We start from the raw sequence: 19828 nt of genomic DNA, 5'->3' as shown, positions 1-19828 counted from the left end.
TCAATCGAAACGCGCAGGCTCTAGTAGGGGTCCAAGTGACGGGGTGTGTCAAGGGTGTTCGCGACAACGCGTGGGAGAAACCGGTGCAGATGCGGCGCGGATATCCCCGAGGTCTCAACTAGGGAAAGACTGCCGTCCAAACCGGCTTTCGATCTTGCTCAGTTGACGGGAAATGGACTATACCTGTCGGCGCACGACCCAAGCTGCATTCGAATGCGGTGGCGGGGCCCTTCGCCTGAGGCGAGCAGTACGGGCGACCGGTACACCGCCTGAGTCCTGAATGAAGGCGAGGACTTGAGCATGGGATCCACCTCCGCGCACACCCACGAGGGCCTCGGCCGACGCGATCTGATCAAGCGCTCCGCCGCTCTCGGTCTGATCTCCGTGCCGACGATGAGCTTCCTGTCCGCCTGCGCCTCCGGCGGTGGTGGCAGCACGGAAGAGAACAAGCCGAAGGGGAAGGTCTCCAAGGACAACCCGTTCGGGGTGGCCAAGGGCGGCAAGATCGACGTCGTCGTCTTCAAGGGCGGCTATGGCGACGACTACGCCAAGGCGTGGGAGGCGAGCTTCGACAAGAAGTGGGGCGTCACCGCCACCCACACCGGCACGCAGGAGATCACGGGCAAGCTCCAGCCGCGCTTCAACGCCGGCAACCCGCCGGACATCGTCGACGACTCCGGCGCCCAGAAGATCAAGATCGACGTGCTGTACAAGAACGGCCAGCTGCTCGACCTCGCCGAGGTCCTCGACGCGCCTTCGGTCGACGACCCCGCCAAGAAGGTCCGCGACACGCTCATTCCCGGCACGCTCGACCCGGGCCTGCAGGAGGGCAAGGTCGTCGCGCTCAACTACATCTACACGGTGTGGGGCCTGTGGTACTCCGGCAAGCTCTTCCGCGAGAAGGGCTGGAAGGAGCCGAAGACCTGGGACGAGTTCCTGGCCATCTGCAAGGACGCCACCGCCCAGGGCATCGGCGGCCTCGCCCACCAGGGCAAGTTCCCGTACTACATCAACGTCGCCATCATGGACCTGATCGCCAAGAAGGGCGGTCTGGAGGCCATGAAGGCGATCGACAACCTCGACCCCAAGGCGTTCGTCGGCTCCGCCGCCGCCAAGGAGGCCGTCGAGGCGATCTACGAGGTCGTGGAGAAGGGCTATCTGATGCCCGGCACCAACGGCCTGACCCACACCGAGTCGCAGACCCGCTGGAACCAGTACAAGGCCGTGTTCATCACCAGCGGATCGTGGCTGGAGAACGAGCAGCTGAAGCAGACGCCGGCCGACTTCGACATGAAGTTCATGCCGATGCCGCTGCTGCCCGGCTCCGTCATGCCGTACGAGGCGATCCGCGCCGGCTCCGGCGAGCCCTTCATCATCCCGTCCAAGGCCAAGAACCTCGCCGAGGCCAAGGAGTTCATGCGGATGATGCTCTCCAAGGAGTGGTCGACGCTCTTCGCCAAGGAGGCCAACTCCCTCACCATCCTCCAGGACGGTGTGGACCCGAGCGTCAAGCTGCGGCCGGGCACGCAGTCGACGGTCGAGGTGTCCAAGAAGGCCGGCACCCACACCTTCCGCTACCTCTACACCGAGTGGTACAGCGAGATGGACACCGCCATCCAGAACGCCTCCAACGAGCTGATGGCGAAGCGCATCCAGCCCGCGGAATGGCTCAAGCGCGCCCAGGCGGCGGTGGACAAGGCCGCCAAGGACCCGGCGGCCAAGAACAACCGCCGCGACTGACCACGCTTCCACTGCCGTACATCGCCGGGGACACCAGGGGCAGGAACGCCATGCGCAAAGGGCAGCACCGGTTCGTCGCGGGATTTCTCCTCATACCCGTGGCGCTCTATCTGGTCTTCGTCATCTGGCCGTACATCCAGACGTTCGGCTACTCGCTGACCGACTGGAAGGGCCAATCGCAGACCTTCTCGTTCGTCGGGCTCGACAATTACGTCGCGCTGTTCGAGGACGACATCTTTCTGGGGGCCATCTGGCACAACATCCTGTTCCTGGTGTTCATCCCGGTGATCACCATTCTGCTCGCCCTCTTCTTCGCCTTCATGGTGAACGCGGGCGGGCGGAGCCGGGCCGGCGGTGTCTCGGGCGTCGCCGGAGCCAAGTTCTACAAGATCGTCTACTTCTTTCCGCAGGTCCTGTCCCTGGCGATCCTCGCGGTGCTCTTCGGAGCCGTCTACCGCAGCGACACCGGCGGCATGCTCAACGGCTTCCTCCTGAAGCTCGCACTGATCGACGAGGCCACCCCCGTCGAATGGCTCAACGAGCCGAACTTCGTCCTCTGGGCGCTGATGGCGATCGTCGTCTGGCACGGGGTGGGCTTCTACCTGGTGCTGTTCTCGGCCGCCATGCAGTCCATCCCGCGGGACGTCTACGAGGCCGCGCTCATCGACGGGGCCACGCGCACCCAGTCCTTCTTCCGCATCACGCTCCCGCTGCTGTGGGACTCGGTGCAGACGGCCTGGGTCTATCTCGGCATCGTCGCGATGGACATGTTCGTCCTCGTCTCCACCATGACCTCGGGCGAGTTCGGCGGCGGCCCCGACCACGCCAGCGAGACGATGTCGACGGTGATGATGCGGAACTTCCTCTACTACGGAAAGAGCGGCTACGCCTGCGCCATGGGCGTGATCATGCTGCTGCTGACCCTGATCGTGTCCGTGGTCACGCTGCGCGCCACCCGCCGCGAGCGCCTCGAGTTCTGAGCGGGAGAGCCAACGATGAGTGCACCCACCCAAGACACCGTCTCCAAGGACGGCACGCTGCCCCGGCAGCGCGCGGCGGGCGGCCGGGGCGACGGCCCCCGGGGCCCCCGCAGCGAGGGCGTCGTCCTGAACGTCTTCTCCCACGGCTTCCTCGCCCTGTGGGCCCTGCTGATCGTCCTGCCGCTGCTGTGGCTGGTGCTCAGCTCCTTCAAGACCGACTCCCAGATCGCCGGCTCCGCCTTCGGCTGGCCGAGCAACTGGTCGCTGGACGTCTTCTCCCGCGCCTGGGAGAAGGGCATCGGCGACTACTTCGTGAACACGGTCGTCGTCCTGGTGTTCTCGGTGCCCCTGACGATGCTGTTCGGCTCGATGGCCGCCTACGTCCTGGCCCGCTACCAGTTCTGGGGCAACCGGCTCGTCTACTACTTCTTCGTCGCCGGGGCGATGTTCCCCGTGTTCCTCGCCCTCGTCCCGCTCTTCTTCATGGTGAAGCTGCTCGGGATGCTGAACACGTACCACGGGCTCATCCTCGTCTACATCGCGTACTCGATGCCCTTCACCGTCTTCTTCATGCACGCGTTCTTCCGGACGCTGCCCACGGCCGTCTTCGAGGCGGCGATCCTGGACGGGGCCTCGCACACCCGGGCCTTCTTCCAGGTGATGCTCCCGATGGCCAAGCCGGGCCTGCTCAGCGTCGGCATCTTCAACACGCTGGGGCAGTGGAACCAGTTCGTCCTGCCGACCGTGCTGATGCAGCCGCAGAGCGGTGACGACCCCGAGCGGTACGTCCTCACCCAGGGGCTGATCCAGCTCCAGCAGCAGCAGGGATACGCCTCCGACCTGCCGGTCCTCTTCGCCGGCGTGACGATCGCGATGATCCCGATGCTGGTGGTGTACCTGTCCTTCCAGCGGCAGGTCCAGGCCGGTCTCACCTCGGCCACGCTCAAATAACGATCCACCCCGCCCGCGCGGGCACGAGGCCCCGGAGGGACGCCCCTCTCCGGGGCCTCGCGCATGCCCGCCCCCCGGGGGCGCGTTAGCTCATCCGAGCCTCGCCCCGCTCAAGGTCTTGACGGGGAACACCCCGAACAGCTCATCTTAGAGTTCACAAGTTGGAGAAGAGGCCGGGGCCTGGCGGGCGCGGCCCCTGCAGGCGGGAGTGGATGAGTCGATGGAGACTCCGGGGTCGCAGACATCTCTGCACAGGGCCAATCTCGAACGGGTCGTGCGCGCGGTCCGCATGGCGGGCTCGCTCACGCAGGCGGAGATCGCCCGTGCGACCGGTCTGTCGGCCGCGACGGTCTCCAACATCGTGCGGGAGTTGAAGGACGGCGGGACCGTCGAGGTCACCCCCACCTCCGCCGGCGGCCGCCGCGCCCGCAGCGTCTCGCTCTCCGGCGACGCGGGCATCGTCATCGGCGTCGACTTCGGCCACACCCACCTGCGGGTCGCCGTCGGCAACCTGGCCCACCAGGTCCTCGCCGAGGAGTCCGAGCCGCTCGACGTCGACGCCTCCTCCGCGGAGGGCTTCGACCGGGCGGAGACGCTGGTCAAGCGGCTGATCGCGGCCACCGGCATCGGCCAGGACAAGATCGTCGGCGTGGGCCTCGGTGTGCCGGGCCCCATCGACGTCTCCTCCGGCACCCTGGGCTCGACCTCCATCCTTCCGGGGTGGACCGGCATCAACCCCGCCGACGAGCTCTCGGGCCGCCTCGGCGTGCCCGTGTACGTCGACAACGACGCCAACCTCGGCGCGCTCGGCGAGCTGGTCTGGGGGAGCGGCCGCGGGGTCAGGGACCTGGCGTACATCAAGGTCGCCAGCGGCGTCGGAGCCGGGCTCGTGATCGACGGGCGCGTCTACCGCGGCCCCGGCGGCACGGCCGGCGAGATCGGGCACATCACCCTCGACGAGTCGGGCCCGGTCTGCCGCTGCGGCAACCGCGGCTGCCTGGAGACCTTCGCGGCCGCCCGCTACGTCCTGCCGCTGCTCCAGCCCGGTCACGGCCCCGATCTGACCATGGAGCGGGTCGTCCAGCTGGCGCGCGAGGGGGACCCCGGCTGCCGCCGTGTGATCGCCGACGTGGGCCGCCACATCGGCAGCGGTATCGCCAACTTGTGCAACCTGCTCAACCCCAGCCGGGTGGTCCTCGGCGGCGATCTCGCGGAGGCCGGGGAGCTGGTCCTGGCGCCCATCCGGGACTCCGTCTCGCGGTACGCGATCCCCAGCGCCGCCCGCCAGCTCTCCCTGGCCCCCGGGGCCCTCGGCGGCCGCGCCGAGGTGCTCGGCGCGCTGGCTCTCGCGCTGAACGAAATGGGCGATTCGACCCTGTTGGAGAGTGCCCTCCCCGCTGCCGCGCCGGCCTCGACGCCTGCCTTCACTTAGATAACGGATGGCACCGTTGTCATCTCGTTAAGGATTTACTCCTTGACGTCGACCGTGCGGCCGAGTTGACTTCCAGCCACCTCGGCCGCAATGTCGCGGCCTCGTCAGGGAGGCAAACCCACATGAACGCATTGACGCGCCGCGTCGTCATAGGCACGGCCGCGGTTTCCATGGCCCTCTCCGTCGCCGCCTGTGGCAAGGCGGGCGACAGCGACTCGGGTAACGGGAGCGGCGGCGACGGCAAGACCATCGGTCTGCTGCTTCCGGAGAACAAGACCACGCGTTACGAGACCTTCGACCGCCCGATCATCGAGGCGAAGATCAAGGCTCTCTGCTCGGACTGCGAGGTCAAGTACAACAACGCCGCGCAGGACACCGAGACGCAGAAGAAGCAGTTCGACGCGCTCGTCACGCAGGGCGTGAAGGTCATCATCCTGGACTCGGTCGACTACAAGGCCACCAAGTCCTGGGTGCAGCAGGCCGAGAAGAAGGGCGTCAAGGTCGTCGCGTACGACCGCCTGGCCGAGGGCCCGATCTCCGCCTACGTCTCGTACGACAACGAGAAGATCGGCCGCCTGCAGGGCGAGGGCCTGGTCAAGGCGCTCGGCGCGCAGGCCAAGGAAGCCAACGTTGTCATGATCAACGGCTCGCCGACCGACCCCAACGCCCCGCTGTTCAAGAAGGGCGCCCACAGCGTCCTCGACACGGCCGTCAAGAAGGTCGTCTACGAGCAGGACATCCCGGACTGGTCCCCGGACGAGGCCAACAAGAAGATGGGCGCCGCCATCGACTCCCTGGGCAAGAGCGGCTTCCAGGGCGTCTACTCGGCCAACGACGGCATGGCCGGCGGCATCATCACCGCCCTCTCCAAGCAGGGCATCAAGGTCCCGGTCGGCGGCCAGGACGCCGAGCTCGCCGGTCTGCAGCGCATCCTGAAGGGCGACCAGTCCTTCACGATCTACAAGCAGATCAAGCCCGAGGCCGAGACCACCGCCGAGATCGCGGTCCGCCTGCTCAAGGGCGAGAAGATCGACGACCTGGTCCCCACCAAGGTCACCAGCCTGACCGGTGAGTTCAAGGACATCCCGGCGAAGCTGTACGACGCGCAGGTCGTGACCAAGGAGAACATCGGCTCGACGATCATCGCCGACGGTGTCTACGAGGCCGCGGCGCTCTGCGCCGGCGAGTACAAGGCCGCCTGCGACGCGGCGGGCATCAAGTAACACCCGCTGCCGGTACCGCCCTTCGGACTCCACCCACCCCCTCCGAACGGCCCCGGTCCGGTCCGGCGCACCCCGCCCCGTTCCACGCCCCGCAAGCGGGGGCGGGGCGCCGGACTTCTCCACAGCCCCCTCTGTGCTCCCCCCTGTACCACCATCCCCGCCGGTCAGGCGGCGAAGGAGATGATTCACGTGTCCGCTACGCCCGTGCTGGCGTTGCGCGGAGTCTCCAAGCGGTTCGGCGCCGTCCAGGTGCTCACCGATGTCGAACTGGAGATCCATGCCGGAGAGGTCGTCGCCCTGGTGGGCGACAACGGCGCCGGCAAGTCGACCCTCGTCAAGACGATCTCGGGTGTCCACCCGATCGACGAGGGCACCATCGAGTGGGACGGCCGGCCCGTCCAGATCACCAAGCCGCACGACGCCCAGAACCTCGGAGTCGCCACCGTCTACCAGGACCTGGCGCTCTGCGACAATCTCGACGTCGTCGCCAACCTCTTCCTCGGCAGCGAGCTGCGTTCCGCGTCCGTCCTCGACGAGATCGCCATGGAGAAGCGCGCCAAGGAGCTCCTGGACACGCTGTCCATCCGCATCCCGTCGGTCCGCATCCCCGTCGCGGCGCTCTCCGGCGGTCAGCGGCAGGTCGTCGCCATCGCCCGCGCCCTGATCGGCGACCCCAAGATCGTCATCCTGGACGAGCCCACCGCCGCCCTCGGCGTCGAGCAGACCGCACAGGTGCTCGACCTCGTGGAGCGGCTGCGCGAGCGCGGCCACGGCGTCATCCTCATCAGCCACAACATGGCCGACGTGCGCGCCGTCGCGGACCGCGTCGCGGTCCTGCGCCTCGGCCGCAACAACGGCGACTTCCCGGTCGCCGAGACCAGCCACGAGACGATCATCGCGGCCATCACGGGCGCCACGGACAACGCCGTGACCCGTCGCCAGGCGCGCCAGGCCACGAAGGAGGACGCGAAGTGAGCGACCTCGCCAAGACCCCCAAGCCCCGGACCCCCGAGACCCCCCCAGGGGCCACGGGCCCCGCGGCCGGCTCCGCCGCCCCGATACCCGCCGTCGACCCGCGCCTGCTGGTCCGCGAAGAGGGCCTCAAGGGCTACTGGACCGAGTTCAACCGCAAGATCCGCGGTGGTGAGCTGGGCTCCCTCCCCGTCGTCCTCGGCCTGATCGTCATCGCGATCGTCTTCCAGGTCCAGAACGGCAACTTCCTCTCCGCGAGCTCCGTCGCGAACATCGCCGTCTACTCCTCCGGCCTCGGCATCATGGCCGTCGGCATCGTCTTCGTCCTCATCCTGGGCGAGATCGACCTGTCGATGGGCTCGGTCGCCGGCGTCGGCGCGGCCGTCTGGGCCGTGCTCAACGTCACCAACGGCGTGAACGACCTGCTGTCGGTCGTCATCGCCGTCATCGCCGGTCTGCTCATCGGTCTGCTCCACGGCTTCTTCTTCGCGAAGATCGGCGTCCCGGCCTTCGTGGTCACCCTCGCCGGCTTCCTCGGCTGGAGCGGTCTGCAGATCTGGCTGATGGGCAAGGAGGGCTCGATCAACGCCCCCTCCGGTTCCATCGTGGAGAACCTCACCGCGTACTACTTCGAGGACAAGGCGGCCGCCTACGGCCTCGCCCTGGCGGCGGTCCTCGCCTACGCCGGCTCGCTGCTCCTCGACGCCAAGCGCCGCAAGGCCGCCGCGCTGCCGTCCCGCCCCTCCAGCGAGATCGTGCTCCGCACGGCGATCGTGGCGGTCCTCTGCTTCGTCGTCGCCTACGTCCTGAACGAGCCCGAGGGCGCCCGCGGCCTGCCGCTGGCCCTCGTCCTCTTCCTCGCCGTACTGGTGATCGCCGACTTCGTCGCCCGCCGCACCCTCTTCGGCCGCAAGGTCTTCGCGGTCGGCGGCAACGCCGAGGCGGCCCGCCGCGCCGGCATCAACGTCGACCGGATCCGGATCGTCGTCTTCGGTCTCTCCGGCATGCTCGCCGCCTTCGGCGGCCTCTTCGTGGCCAGCCTCTCCGGCGGCGCCACCAAGAGCCTCGGCAGCGGCAACACGCTGATGCTGGTCATCGCGGCCGCCGTCATCGGCGGCACCAGCCTCTTCGGCGGCCGGGGCAAGGTCTGGTCGGCGCTCCTTGGCATGATCGTCATCCAGTCGATCCAGCAGGGCCTGAACATGATCGGCATGGCCAACGAGATCCAGTACATGATCACCGGCGCGGTGCTCCTCGCCGCCGTCGTGATCGACTCGGTCTCCCGGCGCACCCAGAAGACCGCGGGACGCGCGTAACGCTCACCACAGTGCCCGGCGCCGGAGAACCGGCGCCGGGCACTGCTGCGTCCAGGACTGTGAACGCCCGCGCGCCCAGCGGCGTGTCGGCCACCCGGGTGACGCGGAAACGCCGCCCGATGACGACGCCGCCGGGCGGAACATTAGACTCGACAAATCGGCAAGCTCGACCAGCTCAAACGCAAGGAGGCACGGGTGGCTCTGCTGACCCGTATCAGGGGACCGCGCGATCTGGACCGGCTCTCCCCGGAACAGCTGGAGCAGCTGGCAGAGGAGATCCGGACGTTTCTCGTGGACGCCGTCTCCAAGACCGGCGGTCATCTCGGGCCCAACCTGGGCGTGGTCGAGCTGACCATCGCCCTGCACCGCGTCTTCGACTCCCCGAAGGACAAGGTCCTCTTCGACACCGGCCACCAGAGCTACGTCCACAAGCTGCTCACCGGCCGCCAGGACTTCTCCAAGCTCAAGATGAAGGGCGGCCTCTCCGGCTACCCCTCGCAGGCCGAGTCCGAGCACGACGTCATCGAGAACTCGCACGCCTCGACGGTCCTCGGCTGGGCCGACGGCCTGGCCAAGGCCAACGAGGTCCTGAAGAAGGACGACCACGTCGTCGCCGTGATCGGCGACGGGGCCCTGACGGGCGGCATGGCCTGGGAGGCGCTGAACAACATCGCCGCCGCCAAGGACCGCCCGCTCGTCATCGTCGTCAACGACAACGAGCGGTCCTACGCCCCGACGATCGGCGGCCTCGCCAACCACCTGGCCACGCTCCGCACCACCGACGGCTACGAGCGTTTCCTGGCCCGCGGCAAGGACATCCTGGAGCGCACGCCCGTCGTCGGGAAGCCGCTCTACGAAACCCTGCACGGCGCCAAGAAGGGCCTGAAGGACTTCATCGCCCCCCAGGGCATGTTCGAGGACCTCGGCCTGAAGTACGTGGGCCCCATCGACGGCCACGACATCGAGGCCCTGGAGTCGGCCCTGACGCGCGCCAAGCGCTTCGGCGGCCCGGTGATCGTCCACTGCCTCACCGAGAAGGGCCGCGGCTACCAGCCGGCCCTCCAGGACGAGGCCGACCGCTTCCACGCCGTCGGCAAGATCCACCCGGACACCGGCCTGCCGATCGCCTCCTCCGGCGCCGACTGGACGGGCGTCTTCGCCCAGGAGATGGTCGAGCTCGGCAAGGAGCGCGAGGACATCGTCGCGATCACCGCGGCCATGCTCCAGCCCGTCGGGCTCGACAAGTTCGCCAAGGCGTTCCCGGAGCGGGTGTACGACGTCGGCATCGCCGAGCAGCACGCCGCCGTCTCCGCGGCCGGCCTCGCCACCGGCGGCCTGCACCCCGTCTTCGCGGTCTACGCCACCTTCCTCAACCGCGCCTTCGACCAAGTCCTGATGGACGTGGCCCTGCACAAGTGCGGCGTCACCTTCGTCCTGGACCGGGCCGGCGTCACCGGTACCGACGGCGCCTCGCACAACGGCATGTGGGACATGTCGATCCTCCAGGTCGTGCCCGGCCTGCGGCTCGCCGCGCCGCGCGACGCCGACCAGGTCCGCGCCCAGCTCCGCGAGGCCGTGGAGGTCACCGACGCCCCGACCGTCGTCCGCTTCTCCAAGGGCGCCGTCGGCCCCGCCGTCCCGGCCCTGCGCCGCGTCGGCGGCATGGACGTGCTGCGCGAGTCCGGCGCCGACACGCCCGACGTCCTCCTGGTCTCCGTCGGGGCGCTCGCGCCGATGTGCCTGGAGATCGCGGACCTGCTCGACGCCCAGGGCATCACCACCACCGTCGTCGACCCGCGCTGGGTCAAGCCCGTCGACGAGGCGCTCGCCCCGCTCGCCGAGCAGCACCGCGTCGTCGTCACGGTCGAGGACAACAGCCGCGTCGGCGGAGTCGGCTCGGCCGTCGCGCAGGCCCTGCGCGACGCGGGCGTGGACGTCCCGCTGCGCGACTTCGGCATCCCGCCGCGCTTCCTCGACCACGCCTCCCGCAAGGAGGTCATGGCCGAGATCGGGCTGACCGCGCCGGACATCGCCCGTCAGGTCACCGGCCTGGTCTCGCGCCTCGACGGCCGCTACGAGGACAGCGAGCGGGCTGTGGAGCCCGCCCGCGACTGACACCCCCGCCCCGCCCACGGCCGGCACCCGCGGGCCGTCTCCGGCGCCCGGCGGGGACGCCCGGCACCGGCGACGGAGCGTGACCGCATTGGGCCGGTCGGACCACCCCACGGGGTGGCCGACCGGTCCTTTCGTGTGAAACCGGTTCCGTCGGCGCGCGCCACCCCCCTGCCGTCTCGATCATGGGTCTGTGACCGACGGCACGGAGGTACGACGGTGAGCACGGACCAGAAGCCGCCCCAGGCGAGCACCGGCATGTTCCGGACCAAGACGGTCGAGCAGTCGATCCGCGACACGGAAGAGCCCGAGCACGCACTCAAGAAATCACTCTCCGCCTGGGACCTGACCGTCTTCGGCGTCGGGGTCATCATCGGCACCGGCATCTTCGTGCTCACCGGCAAGGTGGCCAAGGAGAACGCGGGCCCGGCGACCGCCCTGGCCTTCGTCGCCGCCGGCATCGTCTGCGCGCTCGCGGCCCTGTGCTACGCCGAGTTCGCCTCGACGGTCCCGGTCGCCGGATCCGCGTACACCTTCGCGTACGCCTCCATCGGCGAACTGCCCGCCTGGATCATCGGCTGGGACCTCGTCCTGGAGTTCGCCCTCGGTACGGCGGTGGTCGCCGTCGGCTGGTCGGGCTACGTCCGGTCCCTGATGGACAACATCGGCTGGCACCTACCGGCGGCACTCGAAGGCCCCGACGCGGCGGGCGGCACCTTCGACATCCTGGCCTTCCTGCTGGTCCTCGTCCTGACCGTGATCCTGGTCATCGGCATGAAGCTCTCCGCCCGGATCACCGCGCTCGTCGTCGCCATCAAGGTGACCGTGGTCATGATCGTGATCGTCGCCGGTCTGTTCTTCATCGTCGGCGACAACTACTCGCCGTTCATCCCGCCCTCGGTGACCCCGCCCGCCGGCTCGGGCTGGGACGCCCCGCTGGTGCAGACGATCTTCGGCTACGAGCCGAGCAACTTCGGCGTCATGGGCATCTTCACCGCCGCGTCCGTCGTCTTCTTCGCCTTCATCGGCTTCGACGTGGTGGCCACCGCCGCCGAGGAGACCAAGCTCCCGCAGCGGGACATGCCCCGCGGCATCCTCGGCTCGCTCCTCATCTGCACCGTGCTCTACGTCGCCGTCGCCCTCGTCGTGACCGGCATGCAGCACTACTCCGAACTCTCGGTCAGCGCCCCGCTCGCGGACGCCTTCAAGGCCACCGGGCACCCCTTCTACGCCGGCGTCATCAGCTTCGGCGCCGCCGTCGGCCTCACCACGGTCTGCCTCATCCTGCTCCTCGGCCAGACCCGGGTGTTCTTCGCGATGAGTCGCGACGGCCTCCTGCCGCGCTTCTTCTCCGTCACGCACCCCCGCTTCCGGACGCCGTACCGGCCGACGATCCTGCTGGGTGTGATCATCGCGATCGTCGCCGGCTTCACCAGCATCAACGAGCTGGCGACCCTGGTGAACATCGGCACCCTGTTCGCCTTCGTCGTCGTGGCCGTCGGCGTGATGGTGCTGCGCCGCAGCCGCCCCGACCTGCCCCGCGCCTTCCGCACCCCCTGGGTGCCGGTGCTGCCCATCCTGTCCATCGCCGCCTCGTTCTGGCTGATGCTCAACCTGCCGGGCGAGACCTGGTTCCGCTTCGCCGTCTGGATGGCGATCGGCGTCGTCGTCTACTTCCTGTACGGACGTGGCCACAGCCGCCTGGGCAAGGCGGGGCCCGGGGCGACCTACTGACGGACGGCGCGAGGGCCCACGCAACGGGCCCCGTGCTCGCCCACCCGCCGCCGCAGCTCCCGGTCGGCCGTGACCACCACACACGGCCGGCCGCCGGCGTTCCCGGCCAGCTCGACGATCAGGTCGTCACCGCTCCCGGGCGCCTCCTCGACCCGTACGCCCGGGACCGACTCCACGCCCCGCGCCGCGCCCTCCACGACCAGGACGACCTCGAAGGGCCCGCCCTCGGGCACCGGGCCGTTCACGAGCCGGTCGCGCAGCCGCTCGGCGGCGCCGCGCCGGTCCCGCCACCACCCGTCGGGCACCGACCCGACCACGTTGGCGCCGTCGACGATGAGCAGGGGCGGTTCCGTACGGTCCATGACGCCAGGATGTCAGCCGCCGGTCGCGGGGGACTTCTTCGCCGAGGCGGGGATCGGCGCGTCCTCGCGGATCGCCTTCCACAGCCGGGACGCGTTCGGCTCGGCCGCGACGACCCGGTTCGGGTCCTTCTTGTCGTACGCCACCGGCAGCATGATCGTCTCCATGCTGCCCGGGTCGACGCCGTTCATCGAGCGGGCGAACTCGCTCAGCGCGGTCAGCGAGGCCAGTTCGGAGTCGGTGGTGAGCGCCTTGGTCGCCGAGTCGGCGATCCGGAACGACTTGGTCGGGCTGCCCAGCAGGTCCTGCTTCTTCACCTCGGCGAGCAGGGCCGTCAGGAACTTCTGCTGGTTCCCGATCCGGCCGAGGTCGCTGCCGTCCTTGACGCCGTACCGGGTCCGGACGAACGCGAGGGACTGCTCGCCGTCCAGCCGCTGCGGACCGGCCGCGAGGTCGAGGCCGCCGGGCCCGTTCTCGATCGGCTCGTCGAGGTCGACGGTGACCCCGCCTATCGCGTCCACCAGGTCCTTGAAGCCGGCGAAGTCGATCTCCATGTAGTGGTCGAGCCGGACGCCGGACATCTTCTCGACCGTCTTCACGACACAGGCCGGGCCGTACTGCGCGTACACGGAGTTGAACATCACCCGCTGCGCCGACGGGGCCGTGCCGCCGCCGGTGTCCCGGCAGGCGGGCCGGGTGACGAGCGTGTCGCGCGGGATGCTGATCGCGGTGGCCCGGTTCCGGCCCTCGGGTATGTGCACCACCAGCGCGGTGTCCGAGCGGGCACCGGCGACCTTGCCGCCGTCCAGCGCCGCGTTGGCACCGGCACGCGAGTCCGAGCCGAGCACCAGCAGGTTCTGCCCGGCGGTCGGCAGCCGCGGCGGGCGGTCGTCACCGAGCGCCTTGTCGAGGTCGACGCCCTTGATGTTGCCGTCGATGCTGGAGTAGCCCCAGTACCCGGCGGCGGCCGTGCCCACCACGACGATCAGCAGGGTCCAGAGCAGCGCGCGGCGCACGCGCTGCCCGCGCGTGCGGGGTCTGCGCCGGGTGGCGCGCCCCTGGGGCGAGGTCGAGTTCTCCGTCATGGGTTCGCACTATAGACAGCCGTGCGACTCCCGTTCCCCGTACGGGTATACGGACGTCCGCCCGGACGCGCCCGGGGCTCGGAAGCGTCCGGGCGCACGAGCGGCGGCCCCGGCACCGCGAGGGGTGCCGGGGCCGCCGGTTCGCGTCGGCGCGCCCTCGGGTTACGCCGGGACGCTCGCCACGCCCTGCGCCAGGAACGGCTTGCCGTTCACCCGCTCGGAGACGCCCTCACGGTCCAGGTACGGCGTGATGCCGCCCAGGTGGAAGGGCCAGCCCGCGCCGGTGATGAGGCAGAGGTCGATGTCCTGCGCCTCGGCGACGACACCCTCCTCCAGCATCAGGCCGATCTCCTGCGCCACCGCGTCCAGGACGCGGTCGCGGACCTGCTCCTCGGTCAGGACGGTGTCGCCCTGCTCGAGGAGGGCGGCGACCTCGGGGTCCAGCTCCGGCTTGCCGGAGTCGTAGACGTAGAAGCCGCGCTTGCCGGCCTTGACGACGGCCGCCAGGTTCGGGGAGACGGTGAAGCGGTCCGGGAAGGCGCGGTTCAGGGTCTCGGAGACGTGCAGACCGATGGCCGGGCCGACCAGCTCCAGGAGGACCAGCGGCGACATCGGCAGGCCGAGGGGCTCGATGGCCTTCTCCGCCGTCTCGACGGGGGTGCCCTCGTCGATGACGTTCTGGATCTCGCCCATGAAGCGGGTCAGGATGCGGTTCACGACGAACGCCGGGGCGTCCTTGGTGAGGACCGCGGTCTTCTTCAGCTTCTTCGCCACGCCGAAGGCGGTGGCGAGCGAGGCGTCGTCCGTCTGCTCGCCGCGCACGATCTCCAGGAGCGGGAGGATCGCGACCGGGTTGAAGAAGTGGAAGCCGACCACGCGCTCCGGGTGCCGGAGCTTGGAGGCCATCTCGGAGACCGACAGCGAGGAGGTGTTGGTGGCGAGGATCGCGTGCGCCGGGGCGACCGCCTCGACCTCCGCGAACACCTTCTGCTTGACGGACATCTCCTCGAACACGGCCTCGATGATGAAGTCCGCGTCCGCGAAGCCCTCGGCCTTGTCCAGGACACCGGAGACCAGGCCCTTGAGACGGTTGGCCTTGTCCTGGTTGATGCGGCCCTTGCCGAGCAGCTTCTCGATCTCGGCGTGGACGTAGCCCACACCCTTGTCGACGCGCTCCTGGTCGATGTCGGTCAGGACGACCGGCACCTCCAGGCGGCGCAGGAAGAGCAGGGCGAGCTGGGAGGCCATCAGACCGGCGCCGACGACACCGACCTTGGTGACCGGGCGGGCCAGCGACTTGTCCGGGGCACCGGCCGGCCGCTTGGCGCGCTTCTGGACCAGGTTGAAGGCGTAGATGCCGGAGCGCAGCTCGCCGCCCATGATGAGGTCGGCCAGGGCCGTGTCCTCGGCGTCGAAGCCCTTCTGCAGGTCGCCGTCCTTGGCCGCCTCGATGATGTCGAGGGCGCGGTACGCGGCCGGGGCGGCGCCGTGCACCTTGGAGTCGGCGATGAACCGGCCCTTGGCGACGGCCTGGTCCCAGGCCTCGCCGCGGTCGATCTCGGGACGCTCCACGGTGACCGACCCGTTGATGACGGACGCCGTCCAGATCAGCGACTGCTCCAGGAAGTCGGCGCCCTCGAAGATCGCGTCGGCGATGCCGAGTTCGAAGACCTGCTTGCCCTTGAGCTGACGGTTCTGGTTCAGCGAGTTCTCGATGATGACCGAGACGGCCTTGTCGGCGCCGATCAGGTTCGGCAGGAGCGCGCAGCCGCCCCAGCCGGGGACCAGACCGAGGAAGACCTCGGGCAGCGAGAAGGCCGGCAGGGCCTTGGATACCGTGCGGTAGGTGCAGTGCAGACCGGCCTCGACACCGCCGCCCATCGCCGCGCCGTTGTAGTACGCGAAGGTCGGTACGGCGAGCGAGGACAGACGCTTGAAGACGTCGTGGCCGCCCTTGCCGATGGCGAGCGCGTCCTCGTGCCGCTTCAGCAGCTCGACGCCCTTGAGGTCGGCGCCGACCGCGAAGATGAACGGCTTGCCGGTGAGGCCGACGCCGACGATGGAGCCCTCGGACGCCTCCTTCTCGACCTGGTCGATGGCGGTGTTCAGGTTCGCCAGCGACTGGGGGCCGAAGGTGGTCGGCTTGGTGTGGTCGAAGCCGTTGTCCAGCGTGATCAGCGCGAACCGGCCCGCACCCGCGGGCAGGTCGAAGTGCCGTACGTGGGCGCTGGTGACGACCTCGTCGGGGAAGAGCTCCGCGGCGCCCTTCAGAAGCTCGGCGGTGGTGCTCACTTGCCCTCCCAGTGGGGGTTTTCCCAGATGACCGTGGCGCCCATGCCGAAGCCGACGCACATCGTGTTGAGGCCGTAACGGACCTGCGGGTTCTCCTCGAACTGGCGGGCCAGCTGCGTCATCAGACGAACGCCGGAGGAGGCGAGCGGGTGGCCGTAGGCGATCGCGCCGCCGTACTGGTTGACGCGGGCGTCGTCGTCGGCGATGCCGTAGTGCTCCAGGAACGCCAGGACCTGGACCGCGAAGGCCTCGTTGACCTCGAAGAGGTCGATGTCCTCGATCGAGAGACCGGCCTGGGCCAGCGCCTTCTCGGTCGCCGGGATCGGGCCGTAGCCCATGACCTCGGGCTCGACGCCGGCGAAAGCGTACGAGACGAGGCGCATCTTCACCGGGAGACCGTTCTCGCGGGCGAAGTCCTCGGAGGCGATGATCGAGGCGGTGGCGCCGTCGTTGAGACCGGCGGCGTTACCGGCGGTGACGTTGCCGTGGACGCGGAACGGCGTCTTCAGGTTGGCCAGCGACTCCAGGGTGGTGCCCGGGCGCATCGGCTCGTCGGCGGTGACCAGGCCCCAGCCGGTCTCGCCGGCCTCGGCGTTGGTGCGGCGGACCGAGATCGGCACCAGGTCCTGCTGGATCTTGCCGTCGGCGTACGCCTTGGCGGCCTTCTCCTGCGAACGCACGGCGTACTCGTCGGCGCGCTGCTTGGTGATGCTCGGGTAGCGGTCGTGCAGGTTCTCGGCGGTCATGCCCATGAACAGGGCGGACTCGTCGACCAGCTTCTCGCTGACGAAGCGCGGGTTCGGGTCGACGCCCTCGCCCATGGGGTGGCGGCCCATGTGCTCGACACCGCCGGCGATGACGGCGTCGTACGCGCCGAAGGCGATGGAGCCGGCGACCGAGGTGACGGCGGTGAGGGCACCGGCGCACATGCGGTCGATGGAGTAGCCCGGGACGGACTGCGGCAGCCCGGCGAGGATGCCGGCGGTGCGGCCGAGGGTCAGACCCTGGTCACCGATCTGCGTCGTCGCGGCGATGGCCACCTCGTCGATCTTCGCGGGGTCGAGGCCGGGGTTGCGGCGCAGCAGCTCCCGGATGGCCTTCACGACGAGGTCGTCGGCGCGGGTCTCGTGGTAGATGCCCTTCGGGCCCGCCTTGCCGAACGGGGTGCGGACGCCGTCGACGAAGACGACGTCCCTGACGGTACGAGGCACGATGGCTCTCCTCCAGGTGCGGGATGGCACTGCACTGCTGCGGCGCACGCCTAAGCGCGCGCTTGCTGCCCCCATGCTACTTGCGGGTAACCAGGCTGCCCAGCCCCTGGGGGCGGAGCGGCGAAGGTCACACCCGGAAAGCCGAACGGGAGAGCCCCCGGCGCGGCGCGCCGAGGGCTCTCTCCGTCACGGAGTACGGGCTGTCACGCGGTCGCCGACAGCGCGGCGGCCAGGAGCGGGGTCACCAGCTCCACCTGCCAGGGCCGGGCGCCGTAGCCGGTCAGGGCCTCGGCGACCGCCTCGGCGGTCGGCGGGGCCGGCGGCTCCCAGCACACGCGCCGGACCGTGTCCGGGGTGATCAGGTTCTCCTGCGGGAGGTTCAGCTCCTCGGCGAGGGCCGAGACCGAGGCGCGGGCCGCCGAGAGGCGGGCGGCCGCCACCGGGTCCTTGTCGGCCCAGGCGCGCGGCGGGGGCGGGCCCGTGAGCGGCTGGCCGGGCTGGGGGAGTTCGGTGTCGGGGAGCGCCTTGGCGCGGTCCACGGCCGCCTGCCACTGCTCCAGCTGACGGCGGCCCATCCGGTGGCCGAAGCCGGGCAGCGCCGACAGCGCGGCCACGGTCGCCGGGACGGCCAGCGCCGCCTCGACGATCGCCGCGTCGCTCAGCACCTTGCCCGGCGAGACGTCCCGCCGCTGGGCGATCCGGTCCCGGGCCGTCCACAGCTCGCGGACCACGGCCATCTGGCGACGGCGCCGCACCTTGTGCATGCCGGAGGTGCGCCGCCAGGGGTCCTTGCGCGGCGGCGCGGGCGGGGCCGCGGCGATCGCGTCGAACTCCTGCAGGGCCCACTCGAGCTTGCCCTGCCGGTCCAGCTCCTTCTCCAGTGCGTCACGCAGGTCGACGAGGAGCTCGACGTCCAGCGCGGCGTACCGGAGCCAGGGCTCGGGCAGCGGGCGGGTGGACCAGTCCACCGCGGAGTGGCCCTTTTCCAGGGCGTAGCCGAGGACGGACTCGACCATCGCACCGAGGCCGACCCGGGGGAAGCCGGCGAGCCGGCCGGCCAGCTCGGTGTCGAAGAGCCGCGTCGGCACCATGCCTATGTCGCGCAGGCAGGGGAGGTCCTGGGTCGCCGCGTGCAGGATCCACTCGGTCCCGGTGAGCGCCTCGCCGAGGCCCGAAAGATCGGGGCAGCCGACCGGGTCGATGAGGGCGCTGCCCGCGCCCTCGCGGCGCAGCTGGACGAGATAGGCCCGCTGGCCGTAGCGGTAGCCGGAGGCGCGCTCGGCGTCGACGGCGACGGGGCCGCGGCCGGCCGCGAAGGCGGCGATCACCTCGGCGAGGGCCTCGTCGGTCGCCACGACGGGCGGGATGCCCTCGCGGGGCTCCAGCAAGGGGATCGGCAGCCCGTTCGCAGGGACGTCGTCGTCCGGAGGGGCGCCCCCGGTGGTTCGCAGTGCGGTGTCTGCTGCGGTCTCTTGGGCGTCGGTCACCTGTCAAGGGTATCTGCGAACGGCAAGCGCCTGCCGACGGAACGTTCCGTCGACAGGCGCCGATCTTCTGTCAGCCGTTCAGGGGGCCGCCCGGGTCAGTGGATGATCCCGGTGCGCAGCGCCACCGCGACCATGCCGGCCCGGTCCCCGGTGCCCAGCTTGCGGGCGATCCGGGCGAGGTGGCTCTTGACGGTCAGTGCGGACAGGCCCATCGAGACGCCGATGGCCTTGTTCGACTGTCCCTCGGCGACCAGACGGAGAACTTCGACCTCACGGCCGGAGAGCTCGCGGTAGCCGCCCGGGTGGCTCGGGGCACCCGGGGGGCGGCGGTGGCCGAGGCGGGCTGCCGCGGCGCCGATGGGGGCGGCGCCGGGGCGGGTGGGATGCCCGATGTTCGTACGCGTACCGGTGACGACATAGCCCTTGACGCCGCCGGCCAGGGCGTTGCGCACGGCGCCGATGTCGTCGGCCGCGGAGAGGGCGAGGCCGTTGGGCCACCCCGCGGCGCGGGTTTCGGACAGCAGCGTGAGGCCGCTGCCGTCGGGAAGGTGGACGTCGGCCACGCAGATGTCGCGGGGGCTTCCCACGCGGGGGCGGGCCTCCGCGATGGAGGACGCCTCGATGACGTCGCGTACTCCAAGGGCCCACAGGTGGCGGGTGACGGTGGAGCGGACGCGCGGGTCGGCCACGACGACCATCGCGGTCGGCTTGTTCGGGCGGTAGGCGACCAGGCTTGCGGGCTGCTCGAGGAGAACGGACACACGGCCTCCTGGGGAGATGCGGGACGGAGCCGGCTCGGGGAAGAAGCCGGGGGCGACCCGAGCGGTGAAGGGGTCAATGACCTCTTCGGCAGCTGGGGCGCCCGCCTTTAGGGAATGATCACGATTTGGTGAGTAACAATTCGGGCAATTCGGACGGGTGATCGATCATCCT

At 69.9% G+C, this 19828-nt stretch carries 15 protein-coding genes; 9 read left to right on the top strand and 6 right to left on the bottom strand.

What is annotated here, in order from left to right; all coding sequences use genetic code 11:
- The first annotated feature begins 300 nt into the window (after positions 1 to 300).
- The 9 genes from ngcE to ACZ6RC_RS14810 all read left to right on the top strand — a co-directional run bounded on the left by ngcE (position 301) and on the right by ACZ6RC_RS14810 (position 12460).
- The gene (gene ngcE / locus ACZ6RC_RS14850; protein WP_391141685.1) at positions 301 to 1740 is read left to right on the top strand and encodes an N-acetylglucosamine/diacetylchitobiose ABC transporter substrate-binding protein; all 1440 of its coding nucleotides are present in this window, start codon (positions 301 to 303) and stop codon (positions 1738 to 1740) included.
- A gap of 50 nt (positions 1741 to 1790) precedes the next feature.
- Positions 1791 to 2720, top strand: a complete 930-nt coding sequence (locus tag ACZ6RC_RS14845; protein ID WP_469582594.1) for a carbohydrate ABC transporter permease — start codon at positions 1791 to 1793, stop codon at positions 2718 to 2720.
- A gap of 15 nt (positions 2721 to 2735) precedes the next feature.
- Positions 2736 to 3671: a carbohydrate ABC transporter permease gene (locus tag ACZ6RC_RS14840; protein ID WP_453612153.1), complete on the top strand. Its 936-nt coding sequence runs from the start codon at positions 2736 to 2738 to the stop codon at positions 3669 to 3671.
- Positions 3672 to 3891: 220 nt separating this feature from the next.
- Positions 3892 to 5103: an ROK family transcriptional regulator gene (locus tag ACZ6RC_RS14835; protein WP_391141693.1), complete on the top strand. Its 1212-nt coding sequence runs from the start codon at positions 3892 to 3894 to the stop codon at positions 5101 to 5103.
- A gap of 122 nt (positions 5104 to 5225) precedes the next feature.
- Complete coding sequence (locus ACZ6RC_RS14830) at positions 5226 to 6326, top strand: substrate-binding domain-containing protein (protein ID WP_391141696.1); 1101 nt, start codon at positions 5226 to 5228, stop codon at positions 6324 to 6326.
- Between the two features lie 180 nt (positions 6327 to 6506).
- Positions 6507 to 7301 (top strand): ATP-binding cassette domain-containing protein, encoded by a 795-nt coding sequence (locus ACZ6RC_RS14825; RefSeq protein WP_391141700.1) that lies wholly within the window; start codon positions 6507 to 6509, stop codon positions 7299 to 7301.
- Positions 7298 to 8614 (top strand): sugar ABC transporter permease, encoded by a 1317-nt coding sequence (locus ACZ6RC_RS14820; RefSeq protein ID WP_469582589.1) that lies wholly within the window; start codon positions 7298 to 7300, stop codon positions 8612 to 8614. The genes ACZ6RC_RS14825 and ACZ6RC_RS14820 overlap by 4 nt, the downstream gene beginning before the upstream one ends.
- Positions 8615 to 8809: 195 nt before the next feature.
- Positions 8810 to 10729 (top strand): 1-deoxy-D-xylulose-5-phosphate synthase, encoded by a 1920-nt coding sequence (gene dxs, locus ACZ6RC_RS14815; RefSeq protein ID WP_391141705.1) that lies wholly within the window; start codon positions 8810 to 8812, stop codon positions 10727 to 10729.
- A 255-nt stretch (positions 10730 to 10984) separates the two neighbouring features.
- Entirely contained in the window at positions 10985 to 12460 is a 1476-nt protein-coding gene (locus ACZ6RC_RS14810) for an amino acid permease (protein WP_391142213.1), read from the top strand.
- Here ACZ6RC_RS14810 and ACZ6RC_RS14805 read toward each other — a convergent pair.
- The 6 genes from ACZ6RC_RS14805 to ACZ6RC_RS14780 all read right to left on the bottom strand — a co-directional run bounded on the left by ACZ6RC_RS14805 (position 12454) and on the right by ACZ6RC_RS14780 (position 19656).
- Positions 12454 to 12822, bottom strand: coding sequence for an NTP pyrophosphohydrolase (locus tag ACZ6RC_RS14805; protein ID WP_391141708.1), 369 nt, complete (start codon positions 12820 to 12822; stop codon positions 12454 to 12456). The two genes, ACZ6RC_RS14810 and ACZ6RC_RS14805, sit on opposite strands and share 7 nt — an antisense overlap.
- 12 nt (positions 12823 to 12834) lie before the next feature.
- Positions 12835 to 13905: an LCP family protein gene (locus ACZ6RC_RS14800; RefSeq protein WP_469582585.1), complete on the bottom strand. Its 1071-nt coding sequence runs from the start codon at positions 13903 to 13905 to the stop codon at positions 12835 to 12837.
- A 162-nt stretch (positions 13906 to 14067) separates the two neighbouring features.
- On the bottom strand, positions 14068 to 16197 hold the full coding sequence (locus ACZ6RC_RS14795) for a 3-hydroxyacyl-CoA dehydrogenase NAD-binding domain-containing protein (protein ID WP_469582582.1): 2130 nt from the start codon (positions 16195 to 16197) through the stop codon (positions 14068 to 14070).
- Complete coding sequence (locus ACZ6RC_RS14790) at positions 16194 to 17408, bottom strand: thiolase family protein (RefSeq protein WP_391141717.1); 1215 nt, start codon at positions 17406 to 17408, stop codon at positions 16194 to 16196. The genes ACZ6RC_RS14795 and ACZ6RC_RS14790 overlap by 4 nt, the downstream gene beginning before the upstream one ends.
- Positions 17409 to 17611: 203 nt before the next feature.
- Positions 17612 to 18895, bottom strand: a complete 1284-nt coding sequence (locus ACZ6RC_RS14785; RefSeq protein ID WP_469582579.1) for a ribonuclease D — start codon at positions 18893 to 18895, stop codon at positions 17612 to 17614.
- A 95-nt stretch (positions 18896 to 18990) separates the two neighbouring features.
- Positions 18991 to 19656 carry a response regulator transcription factor gene (locus ACZ6RC_RS14780; protein WP_064068756.1) on the bottom strand — a complete coding sequence of 222 codons (666 nt, stop codon included), beginning with the start codon at positions 19654 to 19656 and terminating at the stop codon, positions 18991 to 18993.
- Between the last annotated feature and the right edge of the window lie 172 nt (positions 19657 to 19828).

This window comes from Streptomyces sp. NPDC048353 (assembly GCF_055587165.1).
The sequence above is the reverse complement of the archived record's forward strand: the minus strand, read 5'-3'. Positions and strand labels throughout refer to the sequence as shown.